The 16,532-nt window shown below is 71.6% G+C and carries 15 protein-coding genes; 14 read left to right on the forward strand and 1 reads right to left on the reverse strand.

All coding sequences use genetic code 11. The features are described from left to right. Positions 1-88: 88 nt before the first annotated feature. From ABCS02_RS04660 to pth, 11 genes are all read left to right on the forward strand, one after another. On the forward strand, positions 89-1,450 hold the full coding sequence (locus ABCS02_RS04660) for an extracellular solute-binding protein (RefSeq protein WP_345834428.1): 1,362 nt from the start codon (positions 89-91) through the stop codon (positions 1,448-1,450). A 10-nt stretch (positions 1,451-1,460) separates the two neighbouring features. Next, a complete protein-coding gene (locus ABCS02_RS04665; RefSeq protein ID WP_345834429.1) occupies positions 1,461-2,450 on the forward strand; it encodes a sugar ABC transporter permease in 990 nt (329 codons plus the stop codon). After that, positions 2,447-3,343 carry a carbohydrate ABC transporter permease gene (locus tag ABCS02_RS04670; RefSeq protein ID WP_345834430.1) on the forward strand — a complete coding sequence of 299 codons (897 nt, stop codon included), beginning with the start codon at positions 2,447-2,449 and terminating at the stop codon, positions 3,341-3,343. The genes ABCS02_RS04665 and ABCS02_RS04670 overlap by 4 nt, the downstream gene beginning before the upstream one ends. 30 nt (positions 3,344-3,373) lie before the next feature. Continuing rightward, complete coding sequence (locus ABCS02_RS04675; protein WP_345834431.1) at positions 3,374-4,225, forward strand: sugar phosphate isomerase/epimerase family protein; 852 nt, start codon at positions 3,374-3,376, stop codon at positions 4,223-4,225. Further along, a complete protein-coding gene (locus ABCS02_RS04680) occupies positions 4,222-5,352 on the forward strand; it encodes a Gfo/Idh/MocA family oxidoreductase (protein WP_345834433.1) in 1,131 nt (376 codons plus the stop codon). Before ABCS02_RS04675 ends, ABCS02_RS04680 begins: the two co-directional genes overlap by 4 nt. After that, positions 5,349-6,212 carry a sugar phosphate isomerase/epimerase family protein gene (locus ABCS02_RS04685; protein ID WP_345834434.1) on the forward strand — a complete coding sequence of 288 codons (864 nt, stop codon included), beginning with the start codon at positions 5,349-5,351 and terminating at the stop codon, positions 6,210-6,212. The genes ABCS02_RS04680 and ABCS02_RS04685 overlap by 4 nt, the downstream gene beginning before the upstream one ends. Continuing rightward, a complete protein-coding gene (locus ABCS02_RS04690; protein WP_345834435.1) occupies positions 6,209-7,522 on the forward strand; it encodes a mannitol dehydrogenase family protein in 1,314 nt (437 codons plus the stop codon). The genes ABCS02_RS04685 and ABCS02_RS04690 overlap by 4 nt, the downstream gene beginning before the upstream one ends. Next, the gene (gene manD, locus ABCS02_RS04695) at positions 7,519-8,769 is read left to right on the forward strand and encodes a D-mannonate dehydratase ManD (protein WP_345834436.1); all 1,251 of its coding nucleotides are present in this window, start codon (positions 7,519-7,521) and stop codon (positions 8,767-8,769) included. The genes ABCS02_RS04690 and manD overlap by 4 nt, the downstream gene beginning before the upstream one ends. Positions 8,770-8,794: 25 nt before the next feature. Beyond that, positions 8,795-9,295: a gluconokinase gene (locus ABCS02_RS04700; protein WP_345834437.1), complete on the forward strand. Its 501-nt coding sequence runs from the start codon at positions 8,795-8,797 to the stop codon at positions 9,293-9,295. 169 nt (positions 9,296-9,464) lie between these two features. Then, positions 9,465-10,100, forward strand: a complete 636-nt coding sequence (locus ABCS02_RS04705) for a 50S ribosomal protein L25/general stress protein Ctc (protein WP_345834438.1) — start codon at positions 9,465-9,467, stop codon at positions 10,098-10,100. Between the two features lie 9 nt (positions 10,101-10,109). After that, positions 10,110-10,709: an aminoacyl-tRNA hydrolase gene (gene pth / locus ABCS02_RS04710; protein WP_345834439.1), complete on the forward strand. Its 600-nt coding sequence runs from the start codon at positions 10,110-10,112 to the stop codon at positions 10,707-10,709. A gap of 19 nt (positions 10,710-10,728) precedes the next feature. Here the strand turns inward: pth and ABCS02_RS04715 are convergent, their stop codons facing one another. Then, positions 10,729-11,169, reverse strand: coding sequence for a hypothetical protein (locus tag ABCS02_RS04715; protein ID WP_345834440.1), 441 nt, complete (start codon positions 11,167-11,169; stop codon positions 10,729-10,731). A 96-nt stretch (positions 11,170-11,265) separates the two neighbouring features. Between ABCS02_RS04715 and ABCS02_RS04720 the strand changes: the two genes are divergently transcribed. The 3 genes from ABCS02_RS04720 to mfd are packed head-to-tail and all read left to right on the forward strand — an operon-like array spanning position 11,266 to position 16,306. Continuing rightward, positions 11,266-11,970 (forward strand): alpha/beta hydrolase, encoded by a 705-nt coding sequence (locus tag ABCS02_RS04720; RefSeq protein ID WP_345834441.1) that lies wholly within the window; start codon positions 11,266-11,268, stop codon positions 11,968-11,970. A gap of 33 nt (positions 11,971-12,003) precedes the next feature. Then, entirely contained in the window at positions 12,004-12,660 is a 657-nt protein-coding gene (locus ABCS02_RS04725; RefSeq protein WP_345834442.1) for a 4'-phosphopantetheinyl transferase superfamily protein, read from the forward strand. Positions 12,661-12,670: 10 nt separating this feature from the next. Further along, positions 12,671-16,306, forward strand: a complete 3,636-nt coding sequence (mfd, locus tag ABCS02_RS04730; protein WP_345834443.1) for a transcription-repair coupling factor — start codon at positions 12,671-12,673, stop codon at positions 16,304-16,306. Positions 16,307-16,532: the final 226 nt, after the last annotated feature.

Consider the following 16,532-nt stretch of genomic DNA (forward strand, 5'->3'; position numbering starts at 1 on the left):
TCCCTAGGCTCGGCGGCAGTCCTCCGGTGCGCACCTCGTCCGGGGGACACGATCCACCAGATCAACCGTCCTCAAAGGAGAGTCACGTATGAGATCACGTTTCGCGCTCGGCGCGGTCGCCGGCCTGGCGGCCCTCGGCCTCGCATTGACCGGATGCTCGTCGTCCGGCGGCGGATCGAACCCCAGCTCCACGGCCGTCGACGGGAAAGGGCGCACCCTCACCGTCTACACCGGGGTGAGCGGGCTCTATCCGCAGCAGCAGAAGGAGTGGTTCTCGGAGCTCCAGGCCCAGTTCAAGAAGGAGACCGGGGCGACCCTGGCCTTCGACAGCTTCGCCAGCTCGAACGACGAGCTCACCAAGATCCAGACCTCGGTCGTCTCCGGGCAGGGCCCGGACGTCTACGCCCTCGGCACGACCTTCACGCCGACCGCCTACGCGACGGGCGCGTTCGTCAAGCTCACCGACGCCGACTGGGCCAAGGTGGGCGGCCGCGACCGCTTCGTCCCAGCCTCGCTCGGGATGTCCGGGCCGGACGCCAAGAACCAGATCGCGGTGCCGCTCGCGCAGCGGCCGTTCGTGATGGCGTATAACAAGGACCTCCTGAAGGCCGCCGGCATCGACAAGCCGGCCACCACCTGGGACGACTTCGCCAGCCAGGCCAAGAAGCTCACCACCGGCGGCACCTACGGCGTCGCGGTCGGCTACGCGGACAACTACGACCCGTGGAAGTTCGTCTGGGCGATGTCCCAGCAGGGCGGCAACCCGATCCTCGACCTGAAGTCGAACAAGGCGCGCCTGGACGACCCGATCACCCAGAAGGCCTACGAGACCTACTTCGGCTGGCTCACCGAGCAGAAGGCCGTCGACCCGGCCGCGGTCGGCTGGAAGAACCCGCAGGCCGTCGCGGCGTTCGCGGCGGGCAAGGCCGCCTACCTGCCGATGGTGTCGGCCAGCTCGATGGAGGCACTGGACAGTTCCGCCGTCGCCGGCAAGTACGCCTACGCGCTGATGCCGACCGTGACGCCGGGCAAGGCCTCCAACCCGTCCAACGGCAAAGCGGCGGCGAGCATCGTCTCGGGCGACAACCTCGTGGTCGCCTCGTACTCGAAGAACCAGGACCTGGCCTTCGCCTACATCAACATGGTGACCCGCGCCGACATGCAGACCAAGGAGTTCAAGCTCCTCGGCGACCTGCCGTCGAACGCGAAGGCCGCCGACGACCTGCAGAAGTCCACCCCGATCATCGCGCCGATCGTCGACGCGATCGGCAAGTCCGTGGCGACGCCGTTCAGCGGCGCCTGGGGCGACACGCAGCTCGCGCTGACCAACGTGGTGGTGCAGTCGATCCCGAACCTGTCGAGCGGGTCGGTCAGCAGCTCCCAGCTGTCGCAGTTGCTGAAGACCGCGCAGTCGACGGCCCAGGGCTCGCTGGACAAGGCCAAGAAGTAGCGGGCCGATCATGTCCACCGACACTGCGGCCCCGGCCGCGACCGCCCGCCCGCCCGCGGAGGCGACCCCTCCGCGGGCGGGCGGGGCGCCCCGCCGGGGCCGCCGCACCGTGCAGCAGCGCAACCGGCCGCTCTGGATGCTGCTGCCCGGCGGCGTCCTCATGCTGCTGGTCATCATCGTCCCGTTCGTGTTCGCGATCGTCATCTCGACGCTCGACCTCGACATGTACACGCTGCGCGACTGGGTCTCGGCCCCGTTCATCGGGCTCGGGAACTACATCGAGGCGATCACCTCCTCCTCGCTGCTGCAGTCGATCTGGATCAGCGTCTCCTTCGCCGTGATCGCGGCCGTCGTGACCCTGCCGATCGGCGTCGCCGCGGCACTGGCGACGCAGAACGCGTTCCGGGGCCGGGCGCTGGTGCGCTCGCTGTTCCTGGTGCCGTACGTGCTGCCCGGCTTCGTCGTCGGCACGTTCTGGCACACCATGCTGCAGCCGCACGGGATCGTGGACACCGTCCTCGGCAACCTCGGCATCCACACCGGGCTGTGGCTCAACGGCCCGCTCAGCTACTGGACGCTGATCGGCGTGCAGATCTGGTCGTCCTGGCCGTTCTTCTACCTCCTGGTCCTCGCCGGCCTGCAGTCGGTCGAGAACGAGGTCCACGAGGCCGCGGCGCTGGACGGCGCCGGCTGGTGGGCGAAGCTGCGCTACGTCATCCTGCCGCACCTGCGCGGGCCGATCGCGCTGGCGCTGATCATCTCCCTGCTGCACAACATCAACGGCTTCACGCTGCCGTTCGTGCTCTTCGGGGTGCCGGCTCCGGCGGACGTCAACGTCCTCCCCGTGCTGACCTACGTGACCAGCTTCCAGAGCTTCCGCTTCGGGCTGAGCGCGGCGATGGCGGTGTTCTCGCTGATCCTCATCGCGATCCCGCTGTTCGTCTACCTGAAGGCGGTCCGCCTCGACACCGGCGACGACCGGAAGGAGAAGACGGCATGAGCGCCTCCGCCCCCACCGTCCGCCCACGACGCCGCGGCACGGGAGACGTCTACCGGCTGCTGCCCCGTCCGCTGCAGGCGGTCATCATCGCGATCCTGCTCTGCGTCGCGCTGCTGCCGATCGTGTACGTGCTGCTGTCGTCGGTGAACTCCGACATCGGCGTCGCGAGCGGCGAGTTCTTCCCGAGCTCGTTCAACCCCGACAACTACGTCAAGGTGTGGTCGACGGTCGCGCTCGGCAACGGGCTGATGAACAGCGTGATCGTCGCCGGAGGCGTCGCGATCGTGTGCGCCTTCCTCGCGGTGGCGACCGCGTACGTGCTGGTGCGGTTCGCGTTCCGCGGCCGGCTGACGTTCCTGCGCAGCCTGCTCGGCCTCCAGTCGATCCCCGGCACGCTGATGCTGCTGCCGGTGTTCGTGCTGTTCTCCTCGGCGTCGAGCGCGCTCGGCATCCCGATCATCGGCACGCGGTGGTCGCTGTTCGTCACCTACCTGACGTTCGCGCTGCCGTTCTCGACCTGGGTCATGGTGACCTACCTGCGCGGGCTGCCGCGCGAGCTGGAGGAGGCCGCGCGCATCGACGGGGCGTCGTCGTGGCGCATCCTGACCCGGATCGTGCTGCCGCTGAGCTGGCCGGGAGTGGTCGTCTCCGGCATCTTCGCCTTCCTGCTCGGCTGGAACGACGTGCTGTTCGCCTCGGTGATGACCAACCCGGACACGCGGACGGCGGCCGTCGCGCTCCAGGTGTTCACCGTGGCGCAGGAGGGTGGAGCCCTGCCGCTCTACGGGCAGATGATGGCGGCCTCGCTGATCTGCGCGGTGCCGGTCGTCGCCCTGTACCTGGTGTTCCAGCGCTACCTCGTCGGCGGGCTGACCGCGGGCGGCGTTAAGTGAAGAAGAGGACGAAAGAGTGAGTGAGAGAGAGTGACTGAGACAATCCGACCCACCTGGGCGCTATCCGGCTTCGGCGACGAGATCGACCCCGACCCTGCCGTGCAGATCGCGGTCCTGCAGGCGCTGGGCGCCAACCACATCGAGGTGCGCAGCGCGTGGGGCGTCAACATCGTCGACCTCGACGACGCGCAGCTCGACCGGCTCGCGGGCATCCTCGCCGAACGCGGGATGCGCGTCTCGGCGATCGCCTCGCCGATCGGCAAGGTCGACGTGGCGCTGCCCATCGAGCACGAGGTCGAGCGGCTGGGGCGCGCGATCGCCGCGGCGAAGCGCCTCGACGCCCGCTACATCCGGCTGTTCTCCTTCTACCGTGCGGAGGGCGTGCCGGTGGAGGACATCCGCGACGCCGTGCTGACGCGCATGCGGGCGCTCGCCGACGCGGCCGAGGCCGAGGCCGTGGTGCTTCTGCACGAGAACGAGAAGGACATCTATGGCGACACCCCCGAGCGCTGTCTCGACATCGTGGAGTCGGTCGGGTCGCCCGCGCTGAAGCTGGCGTGGGACAGCGCCAACTTCGTGCAGGTCGGCGTGCCCGGCCCGTTCACCGACGGCTACGCGCTGCTGCGCCCGCACCTGGAGTACCTGCAGGTGAAGGACGCGCTCGCGGCGACGTCCGAGGTCACCCCGGCGGGGGAGGGCGACGGCCAGCTGCTGGAGACCCTCACCGCGCTCCGCGACGACGGCTACACCGGCTTCGCCTCGCTGGAGCCCCACCTCACCGACGTCAACGCCCTCGGCGGCTTCTCGGGACCGGCGGCGTTCGGCGTCGCCGGCCGCGCCCTCCGCCGCCTCACCGACCGGATCGGAGTCACCCTCGCATGAGCATGGAACCCACCACCCTGAACGTGGCCATCGTCGGCTGCGGCATCATCGGCCTCAACCACGCCCGGGCCATCCTCCGGCATCCCGGGCTGGCGCTGTCGGCGCTGGTCGATGCGATCCCGGCGGCCGCGACGGCGCTCGCCGACCAGCTGGTCTCGGAGTACGGGGCAGGCCGCGTCGCCGAGTTCGACTCGCTGACCGACGCGCTCGCCGGAGCGCCGGTGGACGTGGTCGTCATCTGCACGCCGAGCGGCCTCCACGTCGTGCTCGCGGAGGAGGCGCTCGCCGCGGGCAAGCACGTCGTGATCGAGAAGCCGCTCGACGTCTCGCTGCCGCGCGCCCGCGAGATCCTGGCGCTGTCGCAGCGCGCCGAGCAGGACGGCCTTGTCGTCTCGGTGATCAGCCAGCACCGGTTCGACCCGGCCTCCCGGGTCGTCGCCGAGGCCGCCCACTCCGGCGCCTTCGGCCGCATGACCAGTGGGCTCGCCTCCGTCGCCTGGTGGCGCAGCCAGGAGTACTACGACTCCGGGCAGTGGCGCGGCACCTGGGAGCTCGACGGCGGGGGAGCGGTGATGAACCAGGGGGTCCACACCGTCGACCTGCTCGTCTGGTTCCTCGGCCGGCCGGTCGAGATCGACGCCCGGACCGCCCTCCTCGCCCACGAGCGCGTGGAGGTCGAGGACATCGCCGTGGCGACGATCCGCTTCGAGTCGGGCGCGCTGGCGGTGCTGCACGCGACGACCGCCGCCTACCCCGGCCTCTCGGTGCGCCTGCAGGTGCACGGCGACCGCGGCTCGGCGATCATCGACGACGACCAGCTGGAGTACTTCGGCACGGCCGGCACCGACGGCAACCGTGCCGCCGACCTCGTGCCGGCGAGCGACCTGCGCGGCGGCGACCGCGGCCCCGACCAGTTCGTGATCGGGCACTTCCGGCAGTACGACGACATCGTGGCCGCGATCCGCGAGCACCGTGCGCCGGGGGTCACCGTGGCGGACGCGTTCCTCTCGCTGGCGGTCGTCCGCTCGGTCTACCTGTCGGCCACCCTCGGCCGCCCGGTGCTGCTGGACGACGTGCTCGACGGCTCGCTCGACGACGTCGAGGTCACGACGGGGGTGCGCGCATGAAGTTCTCCGTCTTCACCGCCTCCACGCCGGACTGGACCCCCGAGGAGGCCGCGCGCACCATCGCGGCGCAGGGCTGGGACGGCATCGAGTGGCGCGTGGTCGACCAGCAGCCGGCCGACCAGCCGGGCTTCTGGGCGGGCAACCGCGCGACCTGGCCGCTGACCGGGCTGGAGGAGTCCCTCCCCGAGATCGCCCGCCTGACCCGGGAGGCCGGGCTGGAGTTCTCCGGCCTCGGCGGCTACGCGGGCTGCGGCGACCACGCGAACGTCGACCGGATGCTCGCCGCGACCGCCGAGCTCGGCGCGCGCCAGGTGCGCGTCACCATGCCGCGCTCCGACCTCGGCGACTACCGCGAGCTGTTCGCCGCCGCACGCCGCGACATGGAGCGCGCGGCCTCGGTCGCCGCGTCGCTGGGCGTGAAGGCCCTGGTGGAGCTGCATCACGAGACCATCACGCCCTCGGCCTCCGCCGCCCTCCGGCTGCTCGACGGGCTCGACCCGGAGGCGGTCGGCGTCATCCACGACCTCGGCAACCTGCTGATCGAGGGCCAGGAGCGCACGCTCTCCGCCCTCCAGCTCCTCGGCCCGTACCTCGCGCACGTGCACGTCAAGAACGTGCAGTGGCTGCGCGGCGAGCCGGAGGCGGACGGCACCGTGCGCTGGCGGCACGACTGGGCGCCGCTGCGCGAGGGCGTGGGAGATGTGGACGCCTACTTCCGCGCGCTGCACGAGTTCGGCTATGACGGGTGGGTGACCTGCGAGGACTTCTCCACCGCGCTGCCGCTCGAGGAGCGTACCCGCGGCAATCTGGCCTACCTCCGGGACGTGGAGGCGCGCACGCGCAGCGCGGTGCCGGCATGACCGACGTCCCATCCATCGCATCGGCCCGTCAGGTGCGCCACCCCGTGCGGGTGGCGCACCTCGGGCTGGGCGCGTTCCACCGCGCGCACCAGGCCTGGTACACGCAGCGGGCCAACGAGGCCGCGGGGGGAGAGGGCTGGGGCATCGCCGCCTTCACCGGCCGCAGCCCCGACGCCGCGCGGGTGCTCGCCGCGCAGGACGCCGTCTACACGCTCATCGAGCGCGGCCCGGACGGCGACGCCGCGACCGTCGTGGAGGCGCTGAGCAGCGTCCACGACGGCGCCGACACGGCAGCGTGGCGGCGCGTCCTCGCCGATCCCGCGGTCGGCGTGCTGACGCTCACTGTGACGGAGGCCGGCTACCGCCCGGGTTCGTCGGCCCCGGCGCGCGTGCTCGACGGCCTGCGGGCACGGTTCGAGGCGGGTGCGGGCGGCATCGCCGTCGTGAGCTGCGACAACCTCCCGGACAACGGCGCCGTCATCCGCGACGCGGTGCTCGCCCTCGCCGAGCCCGGCTCCGCCCTGGACACCTGGATCCGCGCCGAGGTCTCCTTCGTCTCCTCGATGGTCGACCGCATCACGCCCGCGACCACCGACGCCGACCGGGAGGCCGCGCGGCGGCTCACCGGCCTGGCGGACGCCGCGCCCGTCGTCACCGAGCCGTTCGCGGAGTGGGTGCTCGCCGGCGACTTCCCCGCGGGCCGCCCGGCCTGGGAGGCCGCCGGGGCGCAGTTCGTGGAGGACATCGCCCCGTACGAGCGCCGCAAGCTCTGGCTCCTCAACGCCGGGCACTCGCTGCTCGCCTATCACGGCCTCGCGGCGGGCCACCGCACGGTCGCCGAGGCGGTCGCCGATCCCGCGCTCTCCGCCGAACTGGAGCGGCTCTGGAGTGAGCAGCGCACCGAGCTGCCCTTCGACGCCGCCACCGTGGACGACGCGCTCGCGGCCCTGCGCGCGCGCTTCGGCAACGCCCGCATCGAGCACCGCCTGGCCCAGATCGCGTCGGACGGCTCGCAGAAGCTCGGCCCGCGCATCCTCGACCCGCTGCGCTCCCGGCTCGCCGCCGGACGCGGGCCCGGCGCCGCGCAGCTCGGCGTGCTCGCCGCGTGGAGCCGCCACCTCGCCGGACCGGACGTCCGCGACCCGGGAGCCGCCGAGCTGATCGCCGGCATCCGCGACGCGCACAGCCCCCGCGACCGCGCCGCCGCCGTGCTGGCCGCGCTCGCCCCCGACCTCACCGACCTGACCGAACCGCTCGCCGAGCGCATCGCCGCGAGCGAGCCAGCCACGCACCAAGGAGCACACGCATGAGAATCACCGCTGCCGACGTCCTGGTCTCCAGCCCGGGCCGCAACTTCGTGACGCTGCGGATCACGACCGAGGACGGGTTCACAGGTCTCGGCGACGCGACCCTGAACGGGCGCGAGCTCGCCGTCGCCGCCTATCTGAGCGAGCACGTCGTCCCGCTGCTGATCGGCCGGGACGCGCACGCGATCGAGGACACCTGGCAGTACCTGTACCGCGGCGCGTACTGGCGGCGCGGGCCGGTGACGATGGCCTCCATCGCCGCGGTCGACACGGCGCTGTGGGACATCAAGGCCAAGGTCGCGGGCCTCCCGCTCTACCAGCTCCTCGGCGGGCGCAGCCGCGAGGGTCTGCTGGTCTACGGCCACGCCTCCGGCGCCGAGCTGCCCGAGCTGTTCGACTCGATCAACGAGCACCTGGAGGAGGGCTACCGCGCCGTGCGGGTGCAGACCGGCATCCCCGGGCTGCCGTCGGTGTACGGCGTTGCGTCGAGCAAGAACGCCGCTGCGGGAGCCGGGACCGGCTCCGACGCCCGCTACGACTACGAGCCCGCTCGCCGGAGCGCCGTGCCGGTGGAGGAGTCCTGGGACACCCGCGCGTACCTCCGGCACGCGCCGACCGTTTTCGAGGCGGTGAGGAACGAGTTCGGCCCGGAGCTGCCGCTACTGCACGACGCGCACCACCGGCTGACGCCCATCCAGGCGGCGAAGCTCGGCAAGTCACTGGAGCCCTACGACCTGTTCTGGCTGGAGGATGTCACCCCGGCCGAGAATCAGGCCGTGCTGCGCCGGGTGCGCGAGCACACCACGACGCCGCTGGCGATCGGCGAGGTCTTCAACACGATCTGGGACTACCGGGAGCTGTTCGAGGAGCAGCTGATCGACTACGTGCGCTCCCCAGTCACCCACGCCGGCGGGATCACCGGGCTGCGCCGCATCTTCGACTATGCGGCGGTCTACCAGATCAAGTCGGGCGTCCACGGCCCGACCGATGTCTCCCCGGTCGGACTGGCGGCGGCCATTCACCTGGGCATCGCGATCCCGAACTTCGGCATCCAGGAGTACATGAAGCACAGCCCCGCGACCCACGAGGTGTTCCGGACCACGTACACCTTCGAGGACGGCATGCTGAAGCCCGGCGACCAGCCCGGCATCGGCGTCGACTACGACGAGGTCGTCGCGAACTCCTTCCCGTACGAGGCCGCGTACCTCCCGGTGAACCGTCTCCTCGACGGCTCGATGCACGACTGGTGACCGACGACCGCAGGAGAATGGAGACATGGCAGTGAGGGTCGTGGTGATGGGCGTGTCCGGGTCGGGCAAGTCGACGGTCGGGAGGCTCGTCGCCGACGCGCTCGGCGCGGGGTTCGTGGACGGCGACGACCTCCACCCGCCCGCGAACGTCGCCAAGATGAGCCAGGGCATCCCGCTGACCGACGACGACCGCGAACCCTGGCTGCGCGCGGTCGGGCGCACGCTCGCGGATGCGGGTCCGGCCGGGATGGTCGTCGCGTGCTCGGCGCTGAAGCGCACGTACCGCGACCTGATCCGGTCGGAGGCGCCCGGCACGTACTTCGCCGAGCTGGACGGCAACCGCGCCCTGCTCGCCGAGCGGATGATCCGGCCAGGCCACTTCATGCCGGCCTCCCTGCTCGACTCGCAGCTCGCGACACTGGAGCCGCTCCAGCCGGGGGAGGACGGCGTGCGGCTCGACGTCGCCGAACCCCCGGAGGACCTCGTGGCCGCGATCGTGGACGACGTGCGCTCGGCTGTCGGGTAGACTGGGCAACTGAACTTCGGCGAGGGATGCGTTCGCGCATCCGTTATCGACGCGGTGGAGCAGGCTTCGCAGTCTTTCCTCGCGCACCTCGATGCGTTCGAGTCGACACCCCCCATACTGCGAGCCCTCCGGCTCGCCTGACAGCCGGCCCCGCCGGCGAGGAGACATCATGGCTGACGAGTCCAACAAGGTCGTCGCGGAGATCCGCGACAGCTTCGGCAAGGGCGCTGCCCGCAAGATCCGCGCGAAGGGCCTGATCCCCGCGGTCATCTACGGCCACGGCACCGACCCGGTGCACGTCACGGTCCCGGCCCACCAGGTCGGCCTGCTGCTCCGCAAGGCCAACGCCATCCTGGACCTCGACATCGACGGCAAGAGCCAGCTCACCCTGGTGAAGGACGTCCAGAAGGACCCGGTGCTCCAGATCATCGAGCACCTCGACCTCATCATCGTCCGCCGCGGCGAGAAGGTGACCGTCGAGGTCCCCGTGCACGTCGAGGGCGAGCCCTTCTCCGGCACCATCGCGGTGCTCGACATCCCGACCATCAAGCTCGAGGTCGAGGCCACCCACATCCCCGAGCGCATCGTCATCGACGTGACCGACGCCGAGGAGGGCACCCAGTACCACGCCAAGGACTTCGCCCTCCCGTCGGGCGCCGTGCTCGCCGAGGACGAGGACCTGCTCATCCTCAACGTCGTCGTCCCGGCCGCTGCGCGCGCCGACGAGGAAGAGGAAGAGGCTGCCGCCGAGGCCGCCGAGGAGGCTGCTGCCGAGGAGGCCGCCGCCGAAGAGTCCGCGGAGTAATCACCCCCGATGGCCAGTCCTCTCTCTTCAGAGGGCCCCTGGCTCGTGGTCGGGCTCGGTAACCCCGGGCCCGGCTACGCGGCCACGCGTCACAACGTGGGGCAGATGGTGCTGGACGAGCTCGCGTCGCGCGGCCGTCTCACCTTCAAGACCCACAAGACGAACGCCACGGTCGCCGAGGGGCGTCTCGCCCCCGGCGGGCCGCGGTTCATCCTGGCCAAGCCGAACACGTTCATGAACGTGTCCGGCGGCCCGGTGTCGCAGCTCCTGCGGTTCTACTCGCTCGACCCCGCGCACCTGATCGTGGTGCAGGACGAGCTCGACATCCCGTTCGACACCCTCAAGCTGAAGTTCGGCGGCGGCCACGGCGGCCACAACGGCGTGCGCGACGTCATCGCGGCGACCGGCACCGGCGACTTCACCCGGGTGCGTGTCGGAGTCGGGAGGCCGCCCGGCTCCCGTGCCGCTGCGGACCACGTGCTCGCCGGTTTCAGCGCGGAGGAGCGCAAGAACCTCCCGATCCTGGTCGGCGACGCCGCCGACGCGGTCGAGCGCATTGCCACGGACGGCCTCACCGCCGCCCAGAACCACTTCCACACCGAGCGCTGACGCCGCCTGCCCCTCGGCGCTAGGCGTGGGGGACCGACGCTGTCAGCGTGGCCGTGTAGACGATGAACGACACGACGGGCGCGGCGGTCGCCACTGCGATGCCGACGACGCCGAACGCGCGACCGCGTTTCGTTGCGACCGCGATGATCCCGAGCACGAGCGCAAGGATGCCGAGCACCGTCCCGAAGATCATCTGCGCCGCCGTCACGATCCCGATCGGCGCGAACGCAGCCATCTGCCCAGACGAGAGGTGCGACGAGCCGCCTGCCGAGGAGCTCGCGATACTGTGCGTGACCGGTCCCGCGGTCATCCCGATGTACACCGAGGCCACCACCGACAGCACGAAGACGCCGAGCGCGATGCCCATCGAGAACGCGCCGAGCGTCCTCGGCCGGGGTGGGGCGGGCGGCGCGGCGTAGTAGCCGGGCGGGCCGTAGACCGGCTGCGGTTGAAAGCTCATCGTGGTCCCCCTCCCCGGCGACTCACGCCGGACGTTCAGCCAGAGCGTAGCTGACGTGGGGCGTCGGCCCAGGGCGACACGGTACCGTCGCAGACCATGAAGTTGTACACGCGCGAGTGGGGCGCAGGAGACCGGTACGCGGTCCTCGTCCACGGCGTCATGTCGGACTCGCGCAATTGGCGCCGGGTCGGCCCCGTGCTCGCCGAGCGCGGCTACCACGTGGTCGCCGTCGACCTCCGCGGCCACGGTCACAGTCCGCGCACCGACGAGTACACCCCCGAGCTGATGGCGGAGGACATCGTCGACACCGTCCCGTACGCCCCGGAGCTCGTGATGGGCCACTCGCTCGGCGGTCTCACCGTGAGCCTCGCCGTCGACCGCCTGCACCCGGAGCGCGCGGTCTACATCGACCCCGCCTTCTCCTGCCCGGCCGCCAACTGGTTTCAGAGGATGCTGGCGCCGGCCTTCCTGAAGACGCTCGCCCGGCAGTCCGCCGCGCGCATCGCCAAGCGCAACCCGCGCTGGGACCCGGCGGATGTCGCGATCGAGGTCGAGACGTTCAAGTCGTTCGACCGCGCGGCCATCCCGGCCGTGCTCGTGCCGAGCGTGATGCGGGCGCCCGAGCACATGGCGGTGCCGTCGCTGGTGATGCTGGCCGACAACTCCTACCTGGTGAAGCCGCACATCGCCGAGCGCCTGCGCGACACCGGCTTCGATGTCCGCGTGGTGAAGGGCAGCGGCCACGTCATCAACCGCGACGACCACGACGGGTTCATGGAGGCGCTCGAAGGGTGGATCTGACGCGGCTGGATCTGACGCGGCTAGCCTGAGCGGATGGAGCAGAGCGCGGTCGTCGTGGCATCGACTCGGCAGGTGCTGGCCGCCGTCCCGCCTGCGCCGCTCGGAGCCGCCGCGGAGTCCCGGCTGGCGAGGCTGCGCTCGCCGGCGGACCGGGACGACTTCACCGCCGCCCGCCTGCTCGCCGCGCACCTGCTTCGTGCGGCGCCCGCCGACCTGCGTCAGCGCTGCGAGGTCTGCGGCGGCGAGCACGGCCTCCCGCTCCCGGTCGCCGGCCGCCACGTGAGCTGGTCGCACGCCGCCGGCTGGGTGGCCGCCGGGACGTCGCCGTCGCGTCTCGGCGTGGACGTCGAGGCGGAGGGCGAGGTGAATCTCGCCGACGCGCTGACTCCGGCAGAGCGCACCCTCGTGGCTGCGGCCGTGGACCCGGCGCGCGCCTTCCGGCTGGCGTGGACCGCCAAGGAGGCCTGCGTGAAGGCGGGGGCCGCACGCCTGGACGGGTTCGCCGCTCTGGAGGTCCTCACGGCCCCGGACGCGCTGCGCCCGTCGCACGCCGGCCTCCTGCTGAGCTCCCGGAGCCTCCCCGGCGCGATCGCGGCCGCCGCGACCGTCGAGCCGGCGCGCTGGGCGACCCTCGGCGACCGCGGTGAGCTCGTCCCCGTGCCCGATCGCGCTGTCGGCAGCCCCGCGTAGACTCTCCCGAGTGATACTGCAGGGCTTGATCGCGGCGCTTCAGCGCGCCTCCACGTACGCCGACGCTCTGGCCTATGCGGGTCGCGACGCCGATTTCTCGCTCACCGACGGCCTCCGGGTGCCGCTCCTCGCCGGCCTCATCGGCAAGCGCGCCGCGTCCGGCTCCTCCGAGGCGGTGCTCGTCATCACGGCGACCGGCCGCGAGTCCGAGTCCGTGCGCGCCGCCCTGCCGTGCGTGCTCCCGGACGCCGAGATCGTGGAGTTCCCGGCCTGGGAGACGCTGCCGCACGAGCGCCTGAGTCCCAGCCCCGAGATCGTCGGCAAGCGGCTCCTCGCCCTGCGCCGGCTCGCCGACTGGTCGGCCGCCCGCGAGGCGGGGGAGGCCTCCCATCCGTTCGTGCTCGTCGCCTCGGTGCGCGCCGCCCTGCAGCCGCTGGCCGACAACCTCACCGACTACGGCACCGTGGAGCTGACCGCGGGAGGCCGCGGCTTCGACCTGGGCGGGCTGTCCCTCCAGCTCGTGGACCTCGCCTACGCCCGCGTCGACATGGTCACCCGCCGCGGCGAGTTCGCGGTGCGCGGCGGCATCCTCGACGTCTTCCCGCCGACCGCCGAGCACCCCTACCGCGTCGACTTCTTCGGCGACGAGGTCGAGCAGATCCGGGCGTTCTCGGTCGCCGACCAGCGCTCGTTGCCCGAGCCGATCCCCGCCGTGATCCTCCCGCCGAGCCGCGAGCTGCTGCTGAGCGAGCCGGTGCGTCAGCGCGCCCGCGAGATGGAGCACGAGTTCCCGAGCCTGTCGGCGATGCTCGCGAAGATCGGCGAGGGCATCCCGGTGGAGGGCATGGAGTCGCTCGCGCCCGCGCTCGTGGACCGGCTGGTGCCGCTCACGCACTACCTCCCGGACGGCGCGGCCGTCGCGGTGCTGTCGCCCGAGCGCGTCGCCTCGCGCGCGGTGAGCCTCGCCGAGACCAACCGGGAGTTCCTGTCCGCCGCCTGGAGCGCCGCCACCGTGGGCGCCGCGGCCCCGATCGACCTCGCGGCCGGCGACTTCCTCACCCTGCAGAAGCTCAAGGACTCGGTGAAGTTCAGCCGGCCAGGGCAGCCCGCTCTGGACCATCCGTGGTGGACCTTCTCCGGCTTCCAGGCCGACGCCGCCGACGAGCCGCTGCTGGAGCGCGAGGTCGAGGAGTACCTCCAGGTGCGCGTCGCCGCGGAGGCCGTGCCCAGCTTCGCGGGCAACGTCACCGGCGCCGTCGAGCACGTCGCCCAGCGGCTGCGCGAGGGCTGGCGGGTCGCCATCGTCGCCGAGGGCGCCGGCCTGGTCGAGCGTGCCGCGCAGGTGCTGTCGGAGGCCGAGCTGCCCGCGCGCCCGGTCGACTCCTTCCCGGAGAGCCCGGAGCCCGGCGTCGCCTACCTGCTGCGCGCGAACGTGGAGCACGGCTTCGAGTTCCCGGAGGAGAAGCTCGCGCTGATCGGCGAGAGCGAGTTCTACGGCCGCTCGGTCGGCTACGAGTCGCGCCAGGTCAAGAAGCTCGCCACCCGGCGCAAGAACGTGGTCGACCCGCTGGCGCTGAAGCCCGGCGACTACGTCGTGCACGAGACGCACGGCATCGGCAAGTTCGTGGAGTTGACCCAGCGGGAGGTCTCCAGCGGCGGCCGCAACGCGGTGAAGTCCAAGCGCGAGTACCTGGTGCTGGAGTACGCGCCGTCCAAGCGCGGCTACCCGGGCGACAAGCTGTTCGTCCCGACCGACCAGCTCGACCTCCTCACCCGCTACGTCGGCGGCGAGGCCCCGCAGCTGTCCAAGATGGGCGGCAGCGACTGGTCGGCGGCGAAGGGCAAGGCCCGTCGTGCCGTGCGCGACATCGCCGTGGAGCTCGTGAAGCTCTACTCGGCGCGCATGGCCAGCAAGGGCCACGCCTTCGGGCCGGACACCCCGTGGCAGCGCGAGTTGGAGGAGGCCTTCCCGTTCGCGGAGACGCACGACCAGCTCCAGACCATCGACGAGGTGAAGGCCGACATGGAGCGGCCGATCCCGATGGACCGGCTCATCTCGGGCGACGTCGGCTTCGGCAAGACCGAGATCGCGATCCGGGCGGCGTTCAAGGCGGTGCAGGACGGCAAGCAGGTCGCCATGCTCGTGCCGACCACGCTGCTGGTGAAGCAGCACGCCGAGACGTTCCAGGAGCGGTTCGCCGGCTTCCCGATCCACCTGCGCCAGCTCAGCCGGTTCCAGACCGACAAGGAGGCGCGCGAGACCCTGCGCGGCATGGCCGACGGCACCGTGGACGTCGTGATCGGCACGCACCGCATCCTCGCGGAGGGCGTCACCTTCAAGGACCTCGGCCTTGTGATCATCGACGAGGAGCAGCGTTTCGGCGTCGAGCACAAGGACCAGCTGAAGAAGCTGAAGACCAACGTGGACATCCTGGCGATGAGCGCGACGCCGATCCCGCGCACCCTGGAGATGGCGGTCACCGGCATCCGCGAGATGTCGACGCTCGCCACCCCGCCGGAGGACCGGCACCCGATCCTCACGTTCGTCGGGCCGTACTCCGAGCGGCAGGTCGCCGCCGCGATCCGGCGCGAGCTGCTGCGGGAGGGCCAGGTGTTCTTCGTGCACAACCGGGTCGGGTCCATCTCGGCGACGGCCGCCAAGCTGGCGGAGCTCGTGCCGGAGGCCCGGATCGCCGTCGCGCACGGCAGGATGAACGAGCACGCGCTGGAGCAGGTCGTGGTCGACTTCTGGGAGCGCAAGTTCGACGTGCTCGTCTCGACCACCATCATCGAGACGGGCCTCGACATCTCCAACGCCAACACGATCATCATCGACCGCGCCGACAAGTACGGGCTGAGCCAGCTCCACCAGCTCCGCGGCCGGGTCGGGCGTGGCCGCGAGCGGGCGTACGCGTACTTCCTCTGGGACGAGGACAAGCCGCTCAGCGAGACGGCGCACGACCGGCTGTCCACGATCGCGGCGAACAACGACCTCGGCAGCGGCATGCAGGTCGCGCTCAAAGACCTGGAGATCCGCGGCGCGGGCAACTTGCTGGGCGGCGAGCAGTCCGGCCACATCGCCGGCGTGGGCTTCGACTTGTACCTCCGGATGATCGGGGAGGCCGTCTCCACGTTCCGCGGCGAGGTCGCCGAGGGCCAGACCGAACTGCGCCTGGAGCTGCCGGTCGACGCGCACATCCCCGAGGAGTACGTCGACAGCGAGCGGCTGCGCCTGGAGGCCTACCAGAAGCTGTCCACCGCGAGTTCGCCCGCCGCGAAGGACGGCCAGATCGACCTGGTGCTGGAGGAGCTGGCCGACCGCTACGGCGAGCCTCCTCAGCCCGTGGTGAACCTGATCGCGGTCTCGCGCCTGCGCCGGGCCGCCCAGAAGGCCGGCCTGGGGGAGGTCGTGGCGATGGGCTCCAACCTGCGCCTGGCGCCCGCGCTGCTCCCGGACTCCCTGCAGGTGCGCCTGCAGCGCATGTACCCGGGGTCGAAGTACCACGCCGCGCCCAAGGTCGCGACGGTCCCGCTGCCGCGGGTGAACGGCGAGGCGCTGGACGACGCGGGCCTGATCGAGTGGGTGGGCAGCCTGCTCGGCGCCCTGTTCCCGACCCCGGAGCCGGCGACCGAACCCGCCGCCTGACACGCTTCGCGCCCTCCCGTAACTCCGGAGATCTCCGCCCGTTCGGCCGCGATCTCCGGAGTTACGGTGATTTCCGGGGTCGCCGTCGCGAAGTCTCCGGAGTTGCCAGCGCCGCCGCCAACTCCGGAGACTTCGCGTGACACGCCCTACGGATGCCCGTTCGTACGGACATCGCGGCGCCACGCGGCCGGGTCTCCGGAATTGCTCGCGGTTCTGTATCGGCTGT

This window comes from Microbacterium sp. X-17, from assembly GCF_039615055.1.